Raw genomic sequence first — 21,021 nt, 5'->3', positions numbered from 1 at the left:
GGCTTACAAATTGTCGCTATTCGGTGAGTCCTGGAATTCGGGAAAACGCCCATAAGGATCGAACAGCGCCTTGATCCGCCGCTGCGACACCGCCTGCGGCGACGCGCCCGGGTCGACCGGCAATGTGTCCATCGCCAGGGCCGGCCGGGCCTCCAGTGTCACGCTCTGCACCCAGGCCAACGTGCCGCCATGCCCCAGCAGCAGATGGGCCAGGTTGACCGTGGCCGGCGCCTCGGGCGCCAGTGCATCCAGGCGGTAGCGCGCCGGCCAGCGCAGCCCCGGCCGGTAATCGGTGGCAAACGCCCCGCCCGACAGCTGGAACAACGACGGCACCAGGCGCTGCACCGTCGCCGACCGCAGCGGCTGCACGTCGGCCGCGCCAAACGGCCCCAACGTTTCTTCGACGCCATCCGCCAGCACCAGGTCCACCGCCAGCACGCCGGACGCCGCACACTGCCCCGTGGGCCACAACGCCGGGGCCGCCAGCCACTGTGCCAGCGTCATCGCGCCCGGCAGCCCGTCGAACTGCGTCAGCCCCGCCAGCGCCAGCGCGGCCAGCGGCACGCCCGGCTGGGCCCGCCAGCGCGGCGTCGGCCCGGTCAGCCGCGCCAGCCCCGCCAGGCGGCTGGGGTCCAGCCGCAGCAACGGCCCGTAGGCGGGTTCGAACGGCCCCTGCGCGTCGTCCAGCGCCATCACCACCCCGTATTCCGCGCACAGCGTGCGAGCGTGGGCCACGTCGGCCTCGCGCACCGGCGTCAACAACGCGCGCGGCCCTTCGCCGCCCGTCTCGCCCAGGTCCTGCACCGCCCCCTGGCATGACAGCCCCAGGCGTTGCAGGAACGTGGCCCAGGGGGTCAGGACGGGCCGTCGGCCCATCAGGAAAGCGCGCCGGGATGGCTGCATGAATACAATTCCTTTTTCCGCTTCAAAACGCCTTCGAGAATCCGATGCCCCGCCTTGCCGCCCGTACCCACGATTTCCTGACCTTCCAGGTCGTCGAACTGTTCAAGCAGGCGCAAGCCCTGCAGGCGGCCGGCAAGGACATCATCAGCCTCGGTATCGGCGAACCGGACTTTACCGCGCCGCCCCAGGTCGTGGAAGCGCTGCAGCGCGCCGCCCAGGCGGGCCAGAGCGGCTACAGCCCCCCCGCCGGCATCATGCCGCTGCGGGAAGCCATCGCCCAGTTCTACCACGACCAGTTCGGCGCCACGATCAATCCCAAGCGCGTCATCGTCACCGCGGGCGCGTCCGGCGCCCTGACCCTGGCCTGCGCCGCGCTGGTCAACGCCGGCGGCGAAGTCCTCATGCCCGACCCGTCCTACCCGGCCAACAGCAACTTCGTGCTGGCCGCGGGCGGCGTGCCGCGCCTGATTCCCAGCTCGGCCGACAAGCGCTTCCAGCTGTCCGCCCAGGACGTCGCCCAGCACTGGACCGACGCCACCCAGGGCGTCATGGTCGCCTCGCCCAGCAACCCCACCGGCACCTCCATCGACCCTCGCGAACTGGCCGACCTGCTGGCCCAGGTCCGCGCCCGCAACGGCTTTGCCATCGTCGATGAAATCTACCTGGGCCTGTCCTACGAAGGCCAGCCGCGTTCGGCCTTGACGCTGGACGACGACATCATCGTCATCAACAGCTTCTCGAAATACTTCCACATGACCGGCTGGCGCCTGGGCTGGATGATCGTGCCCGAAGACATGGTCGCCCCCGTCGAAAAAATCGCCGCCAGCCTCGCCATCTGCGCCCCCACCCTGGCCCAGCACGCCGCCCTGGCCTGCTTCACGCCCGACGCCCTGCGCACCTTCGAACACCGCCGCGAAGCCTTCAAGCAACGCCGCGACTACCTGCTGCCCGAATTCGAACGCCTGGGCCTCAACGTCCCCGTCAAACCCGACGGCGCCTTCTACATCTACACCGACATCACCGACTTCGGCACCGACAGCGCCACCTTCTCCCAACGCCTCCTGCTGGAAGCCGGCATCGCCGCCGTCCCCGGCCTGGACTTCGGCCCCACCCACGGCCACCACACCATGCGCTTCTCCTACGCCACCGGCCTGGACCGCCTGGAAGAAGCCGTCGCACGCATGACCAAGCTACTGGCCCGCTAAAACAAAAAAGGCGGCCAACAGGCCGCCTACAACAAGCTCACACGACAAAACAAGCACCCAAACGACAAGAAAAAACGGCACCTCAACCCGCCAAAGCCGCCGGAAAACAGAGAAGCAATCGCCCCTCGACCCGCACTCAAACCGGACAACAATCCCCACCAGCGCGCAGCGCCCCCGCCCCGACGCAAGACACCGCGTAAGCCAAAACCGGCTGCCCGCGCAGCCGGTTTCTGGCGGGCAACGCAACCCTCGCCCCCCCACCCCACCCTAGCGGCATCACAATTCTCGAAACCGCTAGCTCGGCACGGGTGGCGCCCATGCGAAGCGCGCCGTCGATGCGCCCGAGGGAATCTGAAGGGAAGGCCGAAGGCCTGGACGAAGATGACGAGGGGGACGTCCGGAGCGAAGGCTCCGGACCGCAATCGTTGGCGCGCTTCGCATGGGCGCCACCCGTGCCGAGCGGCCTACGAAGCACCAACGCAACAAAAAAACATCAATCCCGAGCCAAAGCAATCCCAGAAGCCAACGCCAACCGCCGCCGCTCCGCCTGCACCTTAGCCCCATAGCCGTTGTCATCCGGCCCCGTCGACCCGACATAACACGCCAACCCGCCATCCACCGACCCACGCCGGTTGATGCAGTCGCGCAGAATCGTCGCGCCCACGGCAATATTGGCCCCAGGATCCAGCGGGTTCTTGCCCACCGCATCGAACTTGTCCTGGTGCACACTGGTCATCACCTGCATCAGCCCCTGCGCCCCCACATGGCTTTCAGCCAGCGGGTTATAGCGGGACTCGATCGCGATCACGGCCAGCAACAGCAGCGGATCCAGCTGCTTCTCGCGGCCGACCTTGTAGACGGTATTCAGGAGCGGACCGGTCGCGTCATACGCGACCTTGTACTTGCGCGAGATATAGTTGCGCAACGCTTCCGCCTGCGGCCCGGTCGCAACCAGGGCGGGCTTCTTGGGCGCGGCAGGCGCCGCGCGGGCAGGCCCCAGCATGCCGGTGGCATTGCTGGAAGGCGCGGTAGGGACGGCCATGGCAATCGCCGACGAGGAATCGCCGTACTCGGACCCGGTGTCGGATTCGACGCCGGTCTGCATGGATGAAGGCGCTAGGGCGGTCAACAAGGCTTTGTGCACTTGCAATGCCTGGTCGCGCAAACCAGGCAGGGCGAATCCCATGCTTACCGTCACGATCACTGCAATGCCCAGGTAGACGGAGCAGATGCGCAGGGATTCGGCAAGATATTGGTGCACTCCTTGGGCCATGTTCCTGAACAGGCTGGCCACTGACGCATCGGGCATAAAACCTCCTGCGTTAAAAAAGAGGGAGTCAATGTTAACCTCTCTTTCTCCCCAAAATGTAACCAAATCGCCGGGATCTGTAGTGAAATACCGCGACCTTAGAGACTTCCTCGCTCAACTCGAACGCATGGGCGAGCTCAAACGCATCGCCGCGCCCGTCTCGACGCGCCTGGAAATGACCGAAATTTCCGACCGAGTATTGCGCGCCGAGGGCCCCGCCCTGATGTTCGAAAAAGCCCTGCACGACGGCAAGCCCGCCGAAATGCCGGTGCTGGCCAACCTGTTCGGCACGCCGTCCCGCGTGGCCCGCGGCATGGGCGCCGACGACGTCAGCGCCCTGCGCGACATCGGCGAACTGCTGGCGTCCCTGCGCGAACCCGAAGCCCCCAAGGGCCTGCGCGATGCGCTGGCCAAGGTCTCGATGCTGAAATCGGCCTTGTGGGACATGAGCCCCAAGAACGTCAAGAGCCCCGCCTGCCAGGAAATCGTCTGGGAAGGCAAGGACGTGGACCTGAACCGCCTGCCCATCCAGACCTGCTGGCCCGGCGACGTGGCGCCGCTCTTGACCTGGGGCCTGGTCATCACCCGCGGCCCCAACGCCAAACGCCAGAACCTGGGCATCTATCGCCAGCAACTGCTGGGCCCCAACAAGCTGATCATGCGCTGGCTGTCGCACCGCGGCGGCGCGCTGGACTTCCGCGACCATGCGCTGGCGCATCCCGGCACGCCCTTCCCCATCGCCGTGGCCCTGGGCGCCGACCCCGCCACCACCCTGGGCGCGGTGACCCCGGTGCCGGACAGCCTGTCCGAATACCAGTTTGCCGGCCTGCTGCGCGGTTCGCGCACCGAAGTCGCCCAGGCGCTGGGCAGCAATCTGTCGGTGCCGGCCTGGGCCGAAATCGTGCTCGAAGGCCATCTGCTGCCGTCGTCCGACCCGCGTGCCATCGCCCCCACCGTGCCCGACGGCGTCAACCCGCCGCCCGACACCGGCTACGAAATGGCGCTGGAAGGCCCCTATGGCGACCACACCGGCTACTACAACGAACAGGACTGGTTCCCGGTGTTCACGGTCGAGCGCATCACCATGCGCCGCAACCCGATCTACCACTCCACCTACACTGGCAAGCCGCCCGACGAACCCGCCGTGCTGGGCGTAGCGCTCAATGAAGTGTTCGTGCCGCTGCTGCGCCGCCAGTTGCCCGAGATCGTCGACTTCTACCTGCCGCCCGAAGGCTGCAGCTACCGCCTGGCCGTGGTCTCGATCCGCAAGCAGTATGCCGGCCACGCCAAGCGCGTCATGTTCGGCCTGTGGAGCATCCTGCGCCAGTTCATGTACACCAAGTTCATCGTGGTGGTCGACGAAGACATCAACCCGCGTGACTGGAAGGAAGTGGTGTGGGCGATGACCACCCGCATGGACCCGGTGCGCGACACGCTGCTGGTGGAAAACACCCCCATCGACTACCTGGACTTCGCCTCGCCGGTATCGGGCCTGGGCGGCAAGATGGGTCTGGACGCCACCAACAAGTGGCCCGGCGAAACCCAGCGCGAATGGGGCACGCCCATCGCCATGGACGCCGACGTCAAGAAGCGCGTGGACGACATGTGGGGCCAACTGGGCCTGTAGCAAGTCGGTGCATCCGCTTGCCGGCGGCCAAACGCGGCCGCGCTCTGCTTGCGGATGCCGCCCCCCCAAAAAGAAACCCGCCTTCGCAGGCGGGGTTTCTTTTTGAAGCGAAGAGCAGGCAGAAGAGCGAGCAGCTCAGCGACCGTCGTCGTCCTGGCGGGAATCTTGCCAGAGCTTGAACAGTTGCCATCCCACCAGCGCGCCACCGGCCAGCTTGAGCAGCTTGGACTTCTTGCCGCCGCGCATGAACATGGCCGACACGGACGAGCTGATCAGCGGATAGCGCCGCGCCAGGCCAATGGCCTGCATGGCCCAGCGCGAAGCGCCGCCGGACGACAGGCCCGGCAGAAAGCTCTTGAACAACGCCGCCGGCTCGAGCTTGCGCCCGGCCGAGACGATGCCCTGGGCCAGCGATTCGCGTTCGATCGCGGCGCGCGCGCGCAGCAGTTCGATGCGCACCGCGCGGTCGACAGCGGGAGACCGTTTCGTCATGGTTCAGCCCTCCTCGCGCCGGCGCGCCCGATCATCATCGTCCTGGGCATCGCGCACGCGTTCAAGCAGTTCCGCGTCGCGGCCCAGCTCTTCCAGCGTGGCCGCGAACGGCGGCGGGCCATACAGCAGCCCATGGCGCACCACCAGCAGCAGCACGACACCGACCACCAGGTAGAAGGCCGCCAACAGGCCCAGGGCCAGGTAGCGGTCTTCGGTGGGCCAGAACGCCACCGCGACGGTAATGGTGAAAACCAGCACCGCCAGCGTCAAAAACAGCAACGCGGCAAATGCCAGGCCCAACAACTTGAGCAGGCGCGCTTTTTCGCCGGACGCTTCCAGCGCCAGCAATTCCAGGCGCGTGCGCATCAGCCCGACCAGGCTGGACGCCACGCCAAAGACAGATTTGCGTAGACCCATGGCTGAAAGGACACCGGGCGGGAGACGCGGCAAAACGCCTGCGCCGCCCGCCCGGGACGTCCCTGCCTATCAGCGGCGGCTGATCAGCAAGCCGAGCAGCAGGCCGGTCACGCCTGCGATGCCGATGGCTTGCCAGGGATTGTCATGCACGTAGTCGTCAGTGGCGCGGGCGGCTTTGCGACCGCGCTCGAGCACGGCGTCCTGGGCTTCGTAGAGGGCTTCGCGGGTGCGCTTGAGCGAGGTCATGGCGCGTTCACGCAGTTCGGTGGCTTTGTCGCCCGTGCTGCTGGCGGCTTCGCGCAGCAGGCTTTCAGCGTCGTTCAGGCTGGTCTTGACACTGTCGATGAGTTTTTCTTTTGCGACTTCTTCGGATTTTCTCGTGGCCATGTTTTGAGCTCCTGTTGTGTGTCTATGACGAAACCATCATACCAGCCGCCCCGCGGCGGGCACGGCCGGCTTGCTACCGTGTGCTACTTGATTTGCGTAATCTCAACGGCGGATTTGACGCGGCCCTGATCGATGTCTTGCTTCATGACCAGGTTCACCGCCGGGCAGTACCAATCGGTGACGGTGGTGTTCATGCCGGGTATGGGAATGGTCAGGCCCTGGAAGGTGGCCATGGTGGGATCGGAGTTGCGGGTGTACGAAATGGGATGGCAGGACTGCTGGCCCAATGCCGTGCTGATGGCGGTGGCGCGGCCGACGGTTTTCTCGCCGATGCGCACCGTGGTGCTGGGCTGGCCGCCCACCGGCGCTTCCTTGCCGATCTTCAGGCGGAAGGACGAACCGGGCAGCTTCTGGCCGGCATTGAGCTTGCCGTCGTACGCGAACAGGCCCAGCATGCGCAGGTCGAACTGGCCTTCGGAAGGCTTGGGCGCTTCGCCCGCGGTGGCGTACTTGAGAAAGGTGGCCTGGCCGCCTTTGACGGTCATCAGGTAATCCAGGTTGGACTTGCCCGGCGGCAGGCCCGCATAGCTGAAGCGGGCCACGCCCTGCACGCGTGCGCGGCAGTTGTCGCCATTGCTTTTTGTAACCTCGGTGAAGGCCAGGTCGGCGCCCAGCGCGATGTTGCCCGAGCCGGTGAGCTGGACCGCGCCGCCGTCGTGCATGAACTTCGCGTCACACACGCCCGCCTGCGCCACGCCGGCCGCGCCCAGCGCGCCCGCCACCAATATCAGGGATGCCAATTTTCGCAAAGCCACAAGCCACTCCAGAAATCCAGAAAACGCCGCCCGCTGTGCGCGGACGGGTGGCTTGATACTACACCGGTTGGCAAAAGCGCCGCATGACCGAACGTGTCAGTCAGCGCACCCTTTTCCCGACTGGCTAGGCAGCGGCGCGGGACGCCTCGGCCACGGCCGACGCCTGTGTCTCGGGCGCCGGCACGCTGGCCAGGGCCGCGGGCTGGGCCCGCTCCGGATTGCCATGGCGGCGATGCAGGAAGTCGACCACCCCGGCGCGGCACGACAGGTAGACCGGATCGTTGGCCAGCCGCACCCGGTCGCGCGGCCGCGGCAGCGGCACCGGCAGGATGTCGCCGATGGTCGCCGCCGGCCCGTTGGTCAGCATGACGATGCGGTCCGACAGCAGCACGGCCTCGTCGACGTCGTGCGTGACCATGATGGTGGTGGTGCGCGTCTTGGCCACGATCTTGAGCAGCTCGTCCTGCAGATGGGCGCGGGTCAGCGCATCCAGGGCGCCGAACGGTTCGTCCATCAACAGCACGCCGGGTTCGATCGCCAGGGCGCGGGCGATGCCCACGCGCTGCTTCATGCCGCCGGATATCTCGCGCGGCAGCTTGTTCTGGGCAGGCAGCAGGCCCACCAGATCCAGCGCCGCGCGGGTGCGCTCGGCCAGCTGGGCGCGCTTTTCGGTGGCGCCAAAGACCCGCTCCACCGCCAGGTGCACGTTCTGGAAACACGTCAGCCAGGGCAGCAGCGAATGGTTCTGGAACACCACCGCGCGGTCCGGGCCGGGCCCGGTGATCTCGCGCTCGGCGCACAGCAGCACGCCGCGGGTGGGTCGCGTCAGGCCGGCAATCAGGTTCAGCAAGGTGGACTTGCCGCAGCCCGAGTGGCCGATCAGCGTGATGAATTCGCCCTGCTCGACAGTCAGGTCGATATCGCGCAGCGCCACGAAAGCGCCTTTGCGGGTGGTGAACGTCTGGCCCACGCGTTCGATGCGTACGAATTTCTTCATGGCGCTATTCCTCGGTGTAGGTGAAGCGGCGGGCCAGCGCGACCAGCAGCGTTTCCAGGATCAGGCCGACGATGCCGATCACGAAAATGGCGATGACGATGTGTTCGACCTTCAGGTTGTTCCATTCGTCCCACAGCCAGAAGCCGATGCCGGTGCCGCCCGTCAGCATCTCGGCGGCCACGATCACCAGCCACGCGGTACCGATCGACAGCCGCACGCCGGTCAGCATGTAGGGCAGCACCGCCGGCAGCAGCACCTTGGTGGTGACCTTCCATTCCGACAGGTTCAGCACCCGCGCCACGTTCAGGTAGTCCTGCGGCACGCGCGACACGCCGACGGCGGTGTTGATGATCATGGGCCAGATCGAACAGATGAAAATCGCCCAGATGGCCGCCGGGTTCGCGGCCTTGAACAGCAACAGGCCCAGCGGCAGCCACGCCAGCGGCGACACGGGCCGCAGCAGGCTCACGATGGGCGAAAACATGGCGCGCACCGGCGCATAGCGGCCGATGGCGAAGCCCACGGGAATGCCGATCAGCGCGGCCAGCCCGAAGCCGATGCCCACCCGTTGCAAGGACGCCAGCAGGTTCCAGCCGATGCCCTTGTCGTTCGGGCCGTTGTCGTAGAACGGGTCGGCAAACAAGGTGACGGCCGCCTGCCAGGTCACCCCCGGCGTGGGAATCTCGGGAATGCGCATGGCCACCACCTGCCACACCAGCACGAACAGCGCGAAGCCGGCCACCGGGCCGACCACGGCGCGCAGCGCGGCTTCCAGGTAGTCGCGCCCGGCGTCTGCCCAGAGCCTGGCACGGGCGCCTGCGCCTGCCGTCGCGGCGGTCCCGGCCAAGGCGCCCCCGGCCATGGCCGCCCCCGCGGTGCCGCCCGCCAAGGCGCCCCCTTCCCTATTCGTCACGCTAGACATGGTGTTGCTCCTTATCGCGAACCGGCGCTCAGGCCTTGACCTTGAAACCGTCGGCGTAGGCCGCCGGATTGCTGCCGTCCCACACCACGCCGTCGATCAGCTTGGACGTACGCATGTCGCTGGCAGGCAGCGCAATGCCGGCGGCCTGGGCGGCCTGCTTGTAGATATCGATGCGGTTGACCTGGCGCGCCGTGGCCAGGTAGTCGGGGTGATCCTTCAGCAAGCCCCAGCGCTTGTGCTGGGTCAGGAACCACATGCCGTCGCTCAGGTACGGGAAGTTGGCCGCGCCGTCACCCGAAAAGCGCATCGCGTGCTCGTCGTTCCACTGCTTGCCCAGGCCGTCGTCGTACTGGCCCAGCATGCGGCCCACGATGGCGCTGGCGTCGGTGTTGACGTAGGACTTGGCGGCGATGGTCTCGGCGGTCTTCTGGCGGTTGGCCGGCGAGGCGTCGATCCATTTGCCCGCTTCCAGGATAGCGGCGGTCACCGCGCGCGCCGTATTCGGGTTGCGCGCCACGAAGTCGGCGCTGGTGCCCAGCACCTTTTCGGGGTGGTCGGTCCAGATGGCCTGGGTGGTCACGGCCGTGAAGCCGATCTTGTCCAGGATGGCGCGGGCGCCCCAGGGCTCGCCCACACAGTAGCCATCCATATTGCCCACCCGCATGTTGGCGACCATCTGCGGCGGCGGCACGGTGATGACCTTGGCGTCCTTCATCGGATCGATGCCGTACGCAGCCAGCCAGTAATACAGCCACATCGCGTGCGTGCCGGTCGGGAAGGTCTGGGCGAAGGTGTATTCACGCTTGTCGGACGCCATGACCTTGGCCAGCGATTCGCCGTCGCGCGCGCCGGCCTGCAGCAGCTTGTTCGACAGCGTGATGGCCTGGCCGTTCTGGTTCAGGTTCATCAGCACGGCCATGTCCTTCTTCGCCCCGCCCACGCCCATCTGCACGCCATAGATCAGGCCGTAGAGCACGTGGGCCATGTCCAGCTCGCCGTTGAGCAGCTTGTCGCGCACCGCCGCCCAGGACGCTTCCTTGGACGGCGTGATGGTGACGCCATGCTTCTTGTCGATGCCCAGCACCGACGCCATGACGACAGACGCGCAGTCGGTCAACGGAATGAAGCCGATCTTGACCTCGGGCTTCTCGGGCGCATCGCTGCCCGCGGCCCAGGCGCCGGCCCGCACCAGGGGATCGACCAGCGACAGGAGGCTGGCGCCCGCCACCGCCCGCGCGGTGCCGGCCAGCCATTGGCGGCGGCCACTGCTGGCGGGGCTGGCCGAACCGCAGGCGGCGTCGGACAGAAGGGGTTTCACAGGCGTCTTCGGTTGCGTCATACGGGGCTCCTGGCAAAAAAAAACGTCCCGCGCGCCTTGCGGGAACAACCCGTCGGCGCTGCGGAACGTCGTTGTTCCCTGCCGCGAATCGCGGCGCTTGGCGTGGGCGAGCCGCATGCGGCGCCCCCATGAACCCTTAAGCAATCGCTGTGCCAACTCGATTCCGGCGACGCTCGATGCGTTGGTGACCCGCGCCGGTGCTGGTTTTGAGGGGGGCGATCCCACAAACTCGCAGGCCTCACGCAACCGGCCGTGCCGCCCCGAGTGATCCACTTTGGTGCGCCGGCCATGCGGCGGTGCACCATCGACGTGCGATTTTTCGCACCCTGGTCAGCCGCTGCCCCAGCCAGCCCCGCGTCCTGCGCCTGGGCATGGAACTTGCATGAGCTACCCCGGCAGGCACGCTGGACGGGCGTGCCAAATAAGTTATGGCTATATGGATTCAAGAAATCAGAAGTTGTGGGGATGAAACCCCATCCCTATGATCGACTGACCTTCTGCCGGGTGCGCCCGAGGCTGCGTAATGAAGCTTTTCCCGATTTTTGCCGACCTGAAAGACCGGCCCGTGCTGGTCGTGGGCGGCGGCGCCGTGGCCGAGCGCAAGACGCTGGCCTTGCTGGAAGCCCACGCCGACGTGGCCGTCGGCGCGCCGGACCTGACACCCGCCCTGGCGGATCTGCTGGCCCAGGGCCGCATCCGCCACCTGCCCGGCCCGTTCGACCCGGCATGGGTCGATGGCGTGTGGCTGGTGGTTGCCGCCACCGACGACCGCGGCGTCAATGCCGCCGTGTCCGAGGCCGCCCAGTCCCGCCGAATTTTCAGCAACGTGGTGGACGACCCCGAACTGTCGTCGTTCCAGGTGCCGTCCATCGTCGACCGTTCGCCCGTCATCGTCGCCATTTCGTCGTCGGGCGTGGCCCCGGTGCTGGCGCGGCGCCTGCGCGAACGCATCGAATCCCTGTTCGACCACACCCTGGGCCACCTGGCCGGGTTGGCCGAACGCTACCGCCAACGCATCCGCGCCGGCCACCCCGACCTGGGCGCGCGCCGCCGCTTCTACGATTGGCTGCTGGACGGCCCCGTGGCCGGCCTGCTGCGCCAGCAGCAACCCGAGGCGGCCGAGGCCGCCCTGAACGCCGCGCTGGCCCAGCCGCTGGCGCCGGTCGAAGGCAGCGTCGTGCTGGTGGGCGCCGGCCCCGGCGACCCCGGCCTCTTGACGCTGAAGGCGCTGCGCGCGCTGAACGAAGCCGATGTGATTCTGTACGACCGCCTGGTCAGCAATGACATCATGTCGCTGGCGCGCCGCGATGCCGAACGCATTTCGGTGGGCAAGCTGCCGGGCGAAGACCATCACGCCACGCAGGCGCGCATTCATGCGCTGCTGGTCGAACACGCGCGCGCCGGCCGCCGGGTGGTACGCCTGAAAGGCGGGGACGCGTTCATTTTTGGCCGTGGCGGCGAGGAACTCGAACACCTGCGCGCCCACGGCGTGCGCTACGAGGTCGTGCCCGGCATCACCGCCGCGCTGGCCTGTGCGGCCTACGCCGGCATTCCGCTGACGCACCGCGAACACGCCCAGTCCGTGCGCCTGGTGACGGCGCACTGCCGCGAAGACGAAGACAACCTGGATTGGCCGGCACTGGCCCGCGAAAAGCAGACCCTGGCCTTCTATATGGGGGTGGGGCAGCTGGAGCTGCTGACGCAGCGCCTGATACGCCACGGCCGTGCGCCGCAGACGCCATTCGCCCTGGTCGAAAACGGCAGCCGCCCCGAACAGCGGGTGCTGTCGGGTTCGTTGCAGGACTTGCCGCAACTGGCGCGCGCCCATGCCATCCGGTCCCCCGCCCTCTTGATCGTGGGCGAAGTGGCCGGACTGGCACAGTCATTGCATTGGTTTGGCGAACACCTGGAAGGGGCGCCGCAGCGGCTGGCGGCCTAGGGCCCGTCCCGTTCGGGACGCGTCAACCTGTTCCGCCTGGGCCCCCTCGGTGCTTGAGGCCCCATCGATGAAAGCAGGCCGGGGCCACGGCGAACCGGCCCCGGACCGACGGCATCATTCCGTCTTTTGCGTGGTGCCGAAGATGCGGTCGCCGGCGTCGCCCAGGCCCGGCATGATGTAGCCGTGCTCGTTCAGGCCGTCGTCGATGGATGCCGTGTAGATATGCACATCCGGGTGCTTGGACAGCACCGCGTCGATGCCGACCGGCGCGGCCACCAGCACCAGCGCGCGGATTTCCTTGCAACCGGCGCGCTTGAGCAGGTCGATCGCGGCGACCATCGAGCCGCCGGTCGCCAGCATCGGGTCGACGATCAGGGCCAGGCGCTGGTCCAGTTCGCCCACCAGGCGTTCCAGGTAGGTGTGGGCTTCCAGGGTTTCTTCGTTGCGGGCCACGCCCACCACGCTGACCTTGGCGCCGGGGATCAGGCTGAGCACGCCGTCCAGCATGCCGATGCCGGCGCGCAGGATGGGCACCACGGTGACTTTCTTGCCGGCGATCTTCTCGACCTGCACCGAGCCACACCAGCCTTCGACCGTGGCGGGCGCCAGCGGCAGGTCCTTGGACGCTTCATAAGTGAGCAGCGCGCCCACTTCCTGCGACAGTTCACGGAAGCTCTTGGTACTGAGGTCGGCGCGACGCATGATCCCGAGCTTGTGGCGGATCAGCGGATGGCGGATTTCGTGCACGGGCATGTGCGTAAATCTCCAGAATTATTGATAGACAGGGTGTTTCGCCTCAGGCGCCACCGTCACGCGGTGCGCGCCTGAGAATCGTAATCGGTTTATGGGAAACGCGGCGGGTGGGCGCGCCGCGGCGCGCCCACCCTGCCCGCGCTATTGTTCAGCCAGCCAGGCGATGAGGGCGTCGTCGAACGCCCGCACGGCGCCCGCCTGTTCGTGGTTGACGATGCTCACCACGACGAAGCGCTTGCCGCTGGCCCCCAGCACATAGCCTGCGATCGAGCGCACGTCGCGCAGCGACCCGGTTTTCAGGTGGGCCATGCCGGCAATGCCGTCGCCCTTCAGGCGGCGGCGCACCGTGCCGTCGACGCCGGCAATCGCGAAGGATGAAATGTACTCGGGCATGACCGGCGAGTTCCAGGCCACGGTCAGCATCGACGCCAGGCTGTCGGCGGACACCCGCGCCTCGCGCGACAGGCCGGCGCCGTTGTCGATCACCAGTTCCGGCATGTCCAGGCCCTGCTTGGCCAGGAGGCCCTTGGCCACGGTCTCGCTGCTGATCACCGTCGCCGGGCGACGGCCGCGCTCGGCGCCCAGGGTCAACAGCAGCGTGCGCGCCATGACGTTGTTGCTGCGCTTGTTGATCTGGCGGATCACTTCGGCCAGGGTCGGCGAATCATGCGAGGCCAGCACCACGGCGTCGCCGGGCACCACGCCCGTGCGCACCTGGCCCTTGAAGGTGCCGCCCAGTTCCTTCCAGAGCATGCGGAAGACTTCGGTGGCGTAGTCGTTCTGCGACAGCGCCAGGCGATACAGGCTGAATTCGCCGCAGGAACCGGCCACCTTGCCGCTGACCCGCAGGGTCACGCCCTGCTGGGTGATGACGGGGTCGGTCTGGACCACGGGCGCGCCGGGGCAGCGCACATCGCTCCAGTCCACCTTGCCTTCGATCTTCAGGCCGGGCAACGGCGGGTCGATCAGCGGCACCCATTTATTGGCGGCCGGATCGGGGCTGAACAGGATGCGCACGGCGCCAAAGCCCACCATCAGCGCGTCGGGGCTGGCGTTGTAGGCGCGGTCGGGCGCGCCGTCGAAAGCGCCGGGGTCGGTCGCGACCTGGCCGAAGATGCTGCGGTCGATCACCAGGTCGTTGATCTGCTTGACCCCGCGCAGGCGCAATTCGCGCAGCAGCGCCCACAGGTCCTGCATCAGGAATTGCGGGTCGCCGCCGGCGCGCAGGTACAGCGGACCGGGCAACACGCCGCGGGCGTCCGGCCGCGCGCCCGGCTCGGTCATGAAATCGGTGCGCCAGACGTAGTTGGGCCCCAGTTCGGACAGCGCCGCCCAGGTGGTGACCAGTTTCATCACCGATGCCGGGTTGCGGGCTTCTTTGGCGTTCAGGGTCGCCAGCCGCGGGCCGCCGACCTCTTGCACCACCAGAGACAAGGCGCTGTCAGGAAGCTTGGTGGCCTTCCAGGCGTTGACCACGCTGGGCGGCAGGCCGGGCACCTGCGCGCAGGCATTGCCGGCGGCCAGGGCCAGCAACCCGCCAGCCAGCCATCGCGCCGGCCCGCTCCACCGCTTTTTCCCTGATCCTGTCATGCCCTGTCCACCTGGTTGCCTTGCCTCGCGAAACCGAGAGCATACAAAACCTGGGACGGTTACGGGTGGCGGCTACTGCAGTTTCCACTTGCCGCCCGCCACGGTCGCCATGACCAGCGCGCGTTCGTCCAGGCCGTTGTGGTCGGTGGCGCTCATGTTGACCACGCCGGTGGCGGTCGGCAGGTTCTTCACGTTTTCCAGCGCGTCACGCAGCGCCGCACGGAATTCCGGCGTGCCCGGCTTGGCCGACTTCAACGCCACGGGGATGGCCTGCTGCAGCAGCAAGCCCACGTCCCAGGTATAGGCGGCGAACAGGGACACGCTGCCAGGGCCGTTGGCGGCCTCATATTTCTTGGCGAAGGCCTGCGCCGTGGCCTTGACCGGATTGCTCTCGGGCAGCAGGTCGGCCACCATCACCGGCCCCACCGGCACCCAGGCGCCGTCGCAGGCCGTGCCGCACACCCGCAGGAAGTCGTTGTTGGCCACGCCGTGGTTGAAATAGATCTTGCCCTGGTAGCCGCGCTCGCGCAGCGCCCGGGCCGGCATCGCGGCCGGCGTGCCGGACGCGCCCACCACCACGGCGTCCGGAGCGGCGCCCACCAGCTTCAGGGTCTGCGCCACGGCCGACGTGTCGGTGGGCGCGAAGCTTTCGCGGCCCACGATCTCGATGCCGTGCTGCTTGGCCGCCTTTTCCACTTCCACCCAGAAGGTTTCGCCCAGGGCGTTGTTGAAGCCGATGAAGGCCAGCTTCTTGACGCCGTTGGCGGCGGCATGGCGGGCGATGCCTTCGGCCATCAGGGAATCGGAATGCGGCGTCTTGAAGACCCAGCGGCGCTTGTCGTCCACCGGGTCGATCAGGCGGGCCGACGACGCCAGCGTGATCACCGGCGTGGCGCCGCTGGCCACCGTGTCCAGCATGGCCATGGTGTTGGGGGTGGTGGTCGAGCCGACGATCAGGTCGACCTTGTTCTCGGAAATCAGCTTGTGCGAATTGCTGACCGCCCGCGTGGTATCGGACGCGTCGTCCAGCACCACGTATTCCACCTTCACGCCGCCTATTTCCGTGGGAAGCAGACTGATGGTGTTGCGTTCAGGGATGCCCAGCGAGGCCTGGGGGCCGGTGGTGGACAGGGTGGCGCCGATCTTCACCTGGGCCAGCGCGGGTGCGGCGGCCGCGACCAGCAGGGCCGCCAACGCGGCCTTCAATGTGCAACGGGGGGTCATGCGTCGTCTCCTTTGGGGCGCGGATATCGTTATGCGTCTTGCCGATCCGCTACGGCGTGAAAGCGTTATACGACGGGAACCCCCGCTTGCGGCAGGAAAGCGCCCTTATGGAAAACCAGCGCCCCGCCATCGTCGTCCGGCGCGTGCAGGCGCAGCACCTCGCCGATCAGCACGGCGTGGTCGCCCACTTCCAGCACCTGGCGGGTGGCGCACTCGAAGCGCGCGGCGCAGGCATCGAACATGGGAATGCCGTCCTGCCCCACATACCAGTCCAGCCCCGCGTAACGGTCGGCCACCGGCTGCGAAAACACCCGTGCCAGGTCGCGTTGCGGCGCCCCCAGCACATGGATGGCAAAGCCGCCCTGCGCCATGAAATCGTCGTAATGCATGCTGGCGCGGCGCAGGCTCCAGAGCACCAGCGGCGGGTCCAGCGACACCGGGGCGAAGGAATTGACCGTCAGGCCGATGGGGCCCTGGGCGCCGGCGGCGGTCACCACCGTGACGCCGGTGGCGTAGCGCCCCAGCGCCTGCCGCAGGCGAACGGGGCTGAGATCAAGGGTAGCGCAGGTCATGGGGGGCTCCGGCGGTTCGGCGAGGGCGGGACGGTCTTGCAGGCAACGGCGTGCGCGCCAGGGAAGGCACGCGTACCGCCGTCAGGCCGGCTGGACGGCGGCCCCGCGCACGCCCGACAGCGGCACGGCCTCGTCCATCAGGCGCCGCATCGAATCCAGCACCCGGTCCTGCGGCATCAGGCCGAAATTGTGCAGGCTCATCACGTGGTCCAGGCCCATGTCGGCCAGCCGCGCGAGCTTGTCGGCCACGGTGCGGGGCGAGCCGAACAGCGACAGGCCGCTGGCGATGATGTCGTCGTAGACCTGCTTGCGGGCGTACAGGCGCGTTTCCACATACAGGTCAAAAGCGCGGGCGGCGCGTTCGCGGGCCTCGTCGTCGGTGGCGGCCACATGGGTGTGCAGCGCCACGGCCGCCATGCCGGCGGCGTCTTCGATGCCGGCTTCGGCCAGCCCGCGGCGGTAGTCCTGCATCATCAGGCCGATCTCTTCGAAGTTGTCGACCGCGGCGTAGGGCACGAACAGCATGCGGCGCCCCTGGCGGCCCACGTGGTAGGCGGCCTCGCGGCGCAGGATGGCCACGTAGACGGGCACCGGCTGCTGCACCGGCTGCACGTTCAGCCGGACCTCGTGGATGCGATTGAACTTGCCTTCGTGGCTGACCCGTTCGCCGGACAGCAGGCGCTCGACCAGCATCAGGTTTTCGTCGAAGCGCTCGCGCTTGATGGCGGGGTCGACGTCGTAACCCTCGAATTCATGCTTCAGGTAGCCCGAGCCCACGCCCAGCGACAGCCTGCCTTGCGAAAGCTGATCCACCAAGGCATAGTTTTCCGCCACCGTCAGCGGGTTGTGGAAGGTCAGGATCGAAATCGCCGTGCCCAGCCGCAGGCGCGTCGTCTGCTGCGACAGCGCCGCCAGGAACACCGCCGGATTGGGCACCGCGCCGTACTCATGGAAGTGGTGCTCGGCCACCCAGAAGGTGTCGTACCCCCACTGTTCGGCCTGGCGGGCCTGCTCCAGCACCTGGCTGTACAGCTGGCCCAGGCTGCGGGGCTGGTCGGGGTAATGATCTTGTACCGAGAAGATGGACAGCTTCATGGTTGTCTCCGTATTTGTCCGCGGCGGCGCGCTGATGTATTTTTTAGTGATACACGTATTCTAATAAGAGACGAACTGATGTCAACAGAGAGCAGCACCGGGATCCAGTCCGCCGAAATCGCCCTGGACGTCCTGACCCGGCTGGCCGAGCTGGGCGGCGCCGTGTCGGTGTCGGAACTGGGCCGCAGCCTGGACATGCCGCGCGCCAAGGCGCACCGCTACCTGGTGTCGCTGGAACGGCGCGGCTATGTCGAGCAGGACCCCGCCAGCGCCCGCTACCGGCTGGGGCCGCAGGCCCTGCACACGGGCCTGGCCGCGCTGGCCGAGGTGGATTTCGTGAAACTGGCGGCCGGTTGCCTGGAAGACCTGAGCGCGGCTATCGGCCAGACCGTCTTCATTTCCGTCTGGGGCCAGCACGGCCCCACCATCGTGCAATGGCGCGACGCCCGCCTGCCCGTCACGGTGAACGTGCGGGTCGGCTCGGTGCTGCCGCTGCTCAACAGCGCCACCGGACGCGTCTTCGCGGCCTGGCTGCCCGAGGCGCTGGCGCTGCCGCGCGCCCTGGCGGAATGGGACGCGGCGCAGCGCCAGGGCGCCGACCCGGCGGGCCTGCTGGGCGATCCCGCCGACCCCGCCCTGGCCAAGGCCGATATCGCCGACCCTGCCGCCGTCCTGCGGCGGCGCTGGCTCGCCACCCGCGAACGTGGCTATGCCTGCGTCAGCGGCCACCTGCTGCACGGCATCGACTCGGCCGCGCTGCCGGTGCTGGACGCCCAGGGCCAACTGGCCGGGGCCATCACCGGCCTGGGCCTGCACGGCGGCTTCGACCTGTCGTCGGACGGCGCGCCGCTGCGCGCGCTGGCGGCGGCGGCGGCCGATTGCTCGCGCCGGCTGGGCTGGCGCGGCGGACGCTGAATCGGGCCTGGCCGCCCCGGCCAACCGCCCTTTTTCCCAGCCCCTTTACAATAGCGAGTTGCCCCAGAGCCGGCCCCCGGGCCTGGCTCGTTTTTTCGCCGCCCCATTGCCGGCGGCCCGGCGCCCTTGCTGCGACCTTCGCCACGCCCGCCCCCTGATACCGATATCCCGTGCAAGCCCTTACCGTTTCCGACTTCGACTACGAGCTGCCGCCCGAGCTCATCGCGCAGACGCCCGCCGCCCAGCGCACGGGCAGCCGGCTGCTGCACCTGGACGGCGCCAGCCAGCTCCATGACCGCCGCTTCGCCGACCTGGAAGGGCTGCTGCGCCCCGGCGACCTGCTGGTGTTCAACGACACCCGCGTGATCAAGGCGCGCCTGGCCGGCCACAAGGCCACGGGCGGCAAGATCGAAGTGCTGGTCGAACGCATCACCGACACCGACCGCGCCCTGGCGCACGTGCGGGCCAGCAAGTCGCCCGGCCCCGGCATGGTGCTGCGCCTGGCCGACGCCTTCGACGCCACCGTGCTAGGCCGCGAAGGCGAACTGTTCGACATCCGCTTTCCCGGCCCGGTGCTGGACCTGCTGGATGCGCACGGCGCCACGCCGCTGCCGCCCTACATCACGCACGAGGCCGACGCGGGCGACGACGACCGCTACCAGACCGTCTACGCCCGCGAACCCGGCGCCGTCGCCGCCCCCACCGCCGGCCTGCACTTTGACCAGCCCACGCTGGACCGCCTGGCCGCGCTGGGCGTGGACCGCGCCTTCGTCACCCTGCACGTGGGCGCCGGCACCTTCCAGCCCGTGCGCGTGGACAACCTGGCCGACCACATCATGCACGCCGAGTGGTTCACCGTGCCGCAGGCCGCCGTGGACGCCATCGCCGCGGCCCGCGCCAAGGGCGGCCGCGTCATCGCGGTGGGCACCACCAGCGTGCGCGCCCTGGAATCCGCCGCCGCGCAGACCGAAGGCCGCACGGCCCCCGGCCTGCCGCTGGCCGCCGCCCAGGGCGACACCCGCCTGTTCATCACCCCTGGCTACCCGTACCGCGTCGTCGACGCCCTGGTCACCAACTTCCATCTTCCCCAGTCGACCTTGCTGATGCTGGTGTCGGCGCTGGCCGGCGTCGAGCCGATCCGCCGCGCCTATGCCCACGCCGTGGCCCAGCGCTACCGCTTCTTCAGCTATGGCGACGCCATGTTCATCGAATCCCCTGCCCCATGACCGGACTGAATTTCGAACTGCTCGCCACCGACGGCGGCGCCCGCCGCGGCCGCATCACGCTGAACCACGGCGTGGTGGAAACGCCCATCTTCATGCCCGTGGGCACCTATGGCAGCGTCAAGGCCATGATGCCGCACGAGCTCAAGGAGATCGGCTCGCAGATCGTGCTGGGCAACACCTTCCACCTGTGGCTGCGCCCGGGCACGGAAATCATGGAAAAGCACGGCGGCCTGCACGGCTTCATGCAGTGGGACAAGCCCATCCTGACGGATTCGGGCGGTTTTCAGGTGTTCAGCCTGCAAGGCATGCGCAAGATCACCGAGGAAGGCGTCAAGTTCGCCTCGCCTATCGACGGCGCGCGCCTGTTCCTCACGCCCGAAGAATCCATGCGCATCCAGCGTTCGCTGAATTCGGACATCGTCATGGTGTTCGACGAGTGCACGCCCTATGAAATCGACGGCCGGCCCGCCACCGTCGAAGAGGCCGCCCGGTCCATGCGCATGTCGCTGCGCTGGGCGCGCCGTTCGCGCGAGGAATTCGACCGCCTGGAAAACCCGAACGCGCTGTTCGGCATCGTCCAGGGCGGCATGTACGAGGCGTTGCGCGACGAGTCGCTGGCCGGCCTGCAGGACATCGGCTTTCATGGCTACGCCATCGGCGGCCTGTCGGTGGGCGAGCCCAAGGAAGACATGATGCGCATCCTGGCGCACGTCACGCCCAAGCTGCCGGCCCAGGCGCCGCGCTACCTGATGGGCGTGGGCACGCCGGAAGACCTGGTCGAGGGCGTGAGCCGCGGCGTGGACATGTTCGACTGCGTCATGCCGACCCGCAACGCGCGCAACGGCTGGCTGTTCACCCGCTTTGGCGACGTCAAGATCCGCAACGCCAAGTATCGCGACGACACCCGCCCGCTGGACCCCAGCTGCGAATGCCACACCTGCGCGCACTTTTCGCGCGCCTACCTGCACCACCTGCAGCGCGCCAACGAAATCACCGGCGCGCGCCTGAATACGCTGCACAACCTGCACTTCTACCTGACCATCATGAAGGAAATGCGGGAAGCCATCGCCGAAGGCCGCTTCGACGCCTGGCGCGCCCAGTTTGCCGCCGACCGGGCGCGCGGGGTGGAATAGAATCCCAGACGGTGCCACGCCCGAGTGAAAAGCGGGCGCGCGCAGCGCCAAGACCCGCGCTAGAACAGCCGCCCCGCCGCCGGGCCGCCCCAAGGCGGGGCAGCCCCCTCGGGGGGCAGCTAGCGCACAAAGTGCGCGCGGCGTGGGGGCCTTAAACCTAG

General features: G+C 68.0%; 20 protein-coding genes. 6 read left to right on the top strand and 14 right to left on the bottom strand.

Annotation, left to right across the window (positions count from 1 at the left end; all coding sequences use genetic code 11):
- Window positions 1–3: 3 nt before the first annotated feature.
- Window positions 4–903 carry a hypothetical protein gene (locus U858_RS0111675; protein WP_025137337.1) on the bottom strand — a complete coding sequence of 300 codons (900 nt, stop codon included), beginning with the start codon at window positions 901–903 and terminating at the stop codon, window positions 4–6.
- A gap of 44 nt (window positions 904–947) precedes the next feature.
- Between U858_RS0111675 and U858_RS0111670 the strand changes: the two genes are divergently transcribed.
- Window positions 948–2,108, top strand: coding sequence for a pyridoxal phosphate-dependent aminotransferase (locus U858_RS0111670; protein WP_025137336.1), 1,161 nt, complete (start codon window positions 948–950; stop codon window positions 2,106–2,108).
- 493 nt (window positions 2,109–2,601) lie between these two features.
- Here U858_RS0111670 and U858_RS0111665 read toward each other — a convergent pair whose 3' ends face one another.
- Complete coding sequence (locus U858_RS0111665) at window positions 2,602–3,417, bottom strand: lytic transglycosylase domain-containing protein (RefSeq protein ID WP_025137335.1); 816 nt, start codon at window positions 3,415–3,417, stop codon at window positions 2,602–2,604.
- Between the two features lie 82 nt (window positions 3,418–3,499).
- Between U858_RS0111665 and ubiD the strand changes: the two genes are divergently transcribed.
- On the top strand, window positions 3,500–5,044 hold the full coding sequence (ubiD, locus tag U858_RS0111660) for a 4-hydroxy-3-polyprenylbenzoate decarboxylase (protein WP_025137334.1): 1,545 nt from the start codon (window positions 3,500–3,502) through the stop codon (window positions 5,042–5,044).
- 135 nt (window positions 5,045–5,179) lie between these two features.
- On the opposite strand, the gene U858_RS0111655 is transcribed toward ubiD, so the two are convergent.
- The 7 genes from U858_RS0111655 to U858_RS0111625 form a co-directional block, all read right to left on the bottom strand.
- Window positions 5,180–5,536 (bottom strand): hypothetical protein, encoded by a 357-nt coding sequence (locus tag U858_RS0111655; RefSeq protein ID WP_025137333.1) that lies wholly within the window; start codon window positions 5,534–5,536, stop codon window positions 5,180–5,182.
- Window positions 5,537–5,539: 3 nt separating this feature from the next.
- A complete protein-coding gene (locus U858_RS0111650) occupies window positions 5,540–5,953 on the bottom strand; it encodes a phage holin family protein (RefSeq protein WP_025137332.1) in 414 nt (137 codons plus the stop codon).
- 69 nt (window positions 5,954–6,022) lie between these two features.
- The gene (locus tag U858_RS0111645; RefSeq protein ID WP_025137331.1) at window positions 6,023–6,340 is read right to left on the bottom strand and encodes a YqjD family protein; all 318 of its coding nucleotides are present in this window, start codon (window positions 6,338–6,340) and stop codon (window positions 6,023–6,025) included.
- 83 nt (window positions 6,341–6,423) lie between these two features.
- Window positions 6,424–7,149 carry a hypothetical protein gene (locus U858_RS0111640; protein WP_029953756.1) on the bottom strand — a complete coding sequence of 242 codons (726 nt, stop codon included), beginning with the start codon at window positions 7,147–7,149 and terminating at the stop codon, window positions 6,424–6,426.
- Window positions 7,150–7,279: 130 nt separating this feature from the next.
- Entirely contained in the window at window positions 7,280–8,152 is an 873-nt protein-coding gene (locus U858_RS0111635) for an ABC transporter ATP-binding protein (RefSeq protein ID WP_025137329.1), read from the bottom strand.
- A 4-nt stretch (window positions 8,153–8,156) separates the two neighbouring features.
- Complete coding sequence (ntrB, locus tag U858_RS0111630) at window positions 8,157–9,014, bottom strand: nitrate ABC transporter permease (protein ID WP_029953755.1); 858 nt, start codon at window positions 9,012–9,014, stop codon at window positions 8,157–8,159.
- Between the two features lie 88 nt (window positions 9,015–9,102).
- Window positions 9,103–10,413, bottom strand: coding sequence for a CmpA/NrtA family ABC transporter substrate-binding protein (locus tag U858_RS0111625; RefSeq protein WP_029953754.1), 1,311 nt, complete (start codon window positions 10,411–10,413; stop codon window positions 9,103–9,105).
- A gap of 523 nt (window positions 10,414–10,936) precedes the next feature.
- Between U858_RS0111625 and cysG the strand changes: the two genes are divergently transcribed.
- Window positions 10,937–12,352, top strand: coding sequence for a siroheme synthase CysG (gene cysG / locus U858_RS0111620; RefSeq protein WP_025137326.1), 1,416 nt, complete (start codon window positions 10,937–10,939; stop codon window positions 12,350–12,352).
- A gap of 114 nt (window positions 12,353–12,466) precedes the next feature.
- On the opposite strand, the gene upp is transcribed toward cysG, so the two are convergent.
- The 5 genes from upp to U858_RS0111595 all read right to left on the bottom strand — a co-directional run bounded on the left by upp (window position 12,467) and on the right by U858_RS0111595 (window position 17,586).
- Window positions 12,467–13,105, bottom strand: a complete 639-nt coding sequence (gene upp / locus U858_RS0111615; protein WP_025137325.1) for a uracil phosphoribosyltransferase — start codon at window positions 13,103–13,105, stop codon at window positions 12,467–12,469.
- Between the two features lie 141 nt (window positions 13,106–13,246).
- Window positions 13,247–14,695 (bottom strand): D-alanyl-D-alanine carboxypeptidase/D-alanyl-D-alanine-endopeptidase, encoded by a 1,449-nt coding sequence (gene dacB / locus U858_RS0111610; RefSeq protein WP_025137324.1) that lies wholly within the window; start codon window positions 14,693–14,695, stop codon window positions 13,247–13,249.
- Between the two features lie 72 nt (window positions 14,696–14,767).
- Window positions 14,768–15,919, bottom strand: coding sequence for an ABC transporter substrate-binding protein (locus U858_RS0111605; RefSeq protein ID WP_025137323.1), 1,152 nt, complete (start codon window positions 15,917–15,919; stop codon window positions 14,768–14,770).
- A 65-nt stretch (window positions 15,920–15,984) separates the two neighbouring features.
- On the bottom strand, window positions 15,985–16,491 hold the full coding sequence (locus U858_RS0111600; protein WP_025137322.1) for a flavin reductase family protein: 507 nt from the start codon (window positions 16,489–16,491) through the stop codon (window positions 15,985–15,987).
- A gap of 81 nt (window positions 16,492–16,572) precedes the next feature.
- Window positions 16,573–17,586 (bottom strand): LLM class flavin-dependent oxidoreductase, encoded by a 1,014-nt coding sequence (locus tag U858_RS0111595; RefSeq protein WP_025137321.1) that lies wholly within the window; start codon window positions 17,584–17,586, stop codon window positions 16,573–16,575.
- A 78-nt stretch (window positions 17,587–17,664) separates the two neighbouring features.
- Between U858_RS0111595 and U858_RS0111590 the strand changes: the two genes are divergently transcribed.
- The 3 genes from U858_RS0111590 (at window position 17,665) to tgt (ending at window position 20,860) form a co-directional block, all read left to right on the top strand.
- The gene (locus U858_RS0111590; RefSeq protein ID WP_025137320.1) at window positions 17,665–18,501 is read left to right on the top strand and encodes an IclR family transcriptional regulator; all 837 of its coding nucleotides are present in this window, start codon (window positions 17,665–17,667) and stop codon (window positions 18,499–18,501) included.
- A 170-nt stretch (window positions 18,502–18,671) separates the two neighbouring features.
- The gene (gene queA, locus U858_RS0111585; RefSeq protein ID WP_025137319.1) at window positions 18,672–19,727 is read left to right on the top strand and encodes a tRNA preQ1(34) S-adenosylmethionine ribosyltransferase-isomerase QueA; all 1,056 of its coding nucleotides are present in this window, start codon (window positions 18,672–18,674) and stop codon (window positions 19,725–19,727) included.
- Window positions 19,724–20,860, top strand: a complete 1,137-nt coding sequence (gene tgt / locus U858_RS0111580) for a tRNA guanosine(34) transglycosylase Tgt (protein ID WP_025137318.1) — start codon at window positions 19,724–19,726, stop codon at window positions 20,858–20,860. The genes queA and tgt overlap by 4 nt, the downstream gene beginning before the upstream one ends.
- Window positions 20,861–21,021: the final 161 nt, after the last annotated feature.

The organism is Achromobacter sp. DH1f (assembly GCF_000633435.1).
Classification (GTDB): Bacteria; Pseudomonadota; Gammaproteobacteria; order Burkholderiales; family Burkholderiaceae_B; genus Achromobacter; species Achromobacter deleyi.
The sequence above is the reverse complement of the archived record's forward strand: the minus strand, read 5'-3'. Positions and strand labels throughout refer to the sequence as shown.

Coding starts and splice junctions, on each gene's coding strand:
- ntrB (WP_029953755.1), bottom strand. CDS start 9,014: ATGGCCGGGGGCGCCTTGGCCGGGACCGCCGCGACGGCAGGCGCAGGC.
- upp (WP_025137325.1), bottom strand. CDS start 13,105: ATGCCCGTGCACGAAATCCGCCATCCGCTGATCCGCCACAAGCTCGGG.
- U858_RS0111645 (WP_025137331.1), bottom strand. CDS start 6,340: ATGGCCACGAGAAAATCCGAAGAAGTCGCAAAAGAAAAACTCATCGAC.
- U858_RS0111670 (WP_025137336.1), top strand. CDS start 948: ATGCCCCGCCTTGCCGCCCGTACCCACGATTTCCTGACCTTCCAGGTC.
- U858_RS0111650 (WP_025137332.1), bottom strand. CDS start 5,953: ATGGGTCTACGCAAATCTGTCTTTGGCGTGGCGTCCAGCCTGGTCGGG.
- U858_RS0111605 (WP_025137323.1), bottom strand. CDS start 15,919: ATGACCCCCCGTTGCACATTGAAGGCCGCGTTGGCGGCCCTGCTGGTC.
- U858_RS0111625 (WP_029953754.1), bottom strand. CDS start 10,413: ATGACGCAACCGAAGACGCCTGTGAAACCCCTTCTGTCCGACGCCGCC.
- U858_RS0111590 (WP_025137320.1), top strand. CDS start 17,665: ATGTCAACAGAGAGCAGCACCGGGATCCAGTCCGCCGAAATCGCCCTG.
- U858_RS0111675 (WP_025137337.1), bottom strand. CDS start 903: ATGCAGCCATCCCGGCGCGCTTTCCTGATGGGCCGACGGCCCGTCCTG.
- U858_RS0111600 (WP_025137322.1), bottom strand. CDS start 16,491: ATGACCTGCGCTACCCTTGATCTCAGCCCCGTTCGCCTGCGGCAGGCG.
- U858_RS0111665 (WP_025137335.1), bottom strand. CDS start 3,417: ATGCCCGATGCGTCAGTGGCCAGCCTGTTCAGGAACATGGCCCAAGGA.
- dacB (WP_025137324.1), bottom strand. CDS start 14,695: ATGACAGGATCAGGGAAAAAGCGGTGGAGCGGGCCGGCGCGATGGCTG.
- tgt (WP_025137318.1), top strand. CDS start 19,724: ATGACCGGACTGAATTTCGAACTGCTCGCCACCGACGGCGGCGCCCGC.
- cysG (WP_025137326.1), top strand. CDS start 10,937: ATGAAGCTTTTCCCGATTTTTGCCGACCTGAAAGACCGGCCCGTGCTG.
- U858_RS0111635 (WP_025137329.1), bottom strand. CDS start 8,152: ATGAAGAAATTCGTACGCATCGAACGCGTGGGCCAGACGTTCACCACC.
- U858_RS0111595 (WP_025137321.1), bottom strand. CDS start 17,586: ATGAAGCTGTCCATCTTCTCGGTACAAGATCATTACCCCGACCAGCCC.
- U858_RS0111655 (WP_025137333.1), bottom strand. CDS start 5,536: ATGACGAAACGGTCTCCCGCTGTCGACCGCGCGGTGCGCATCGAACTG.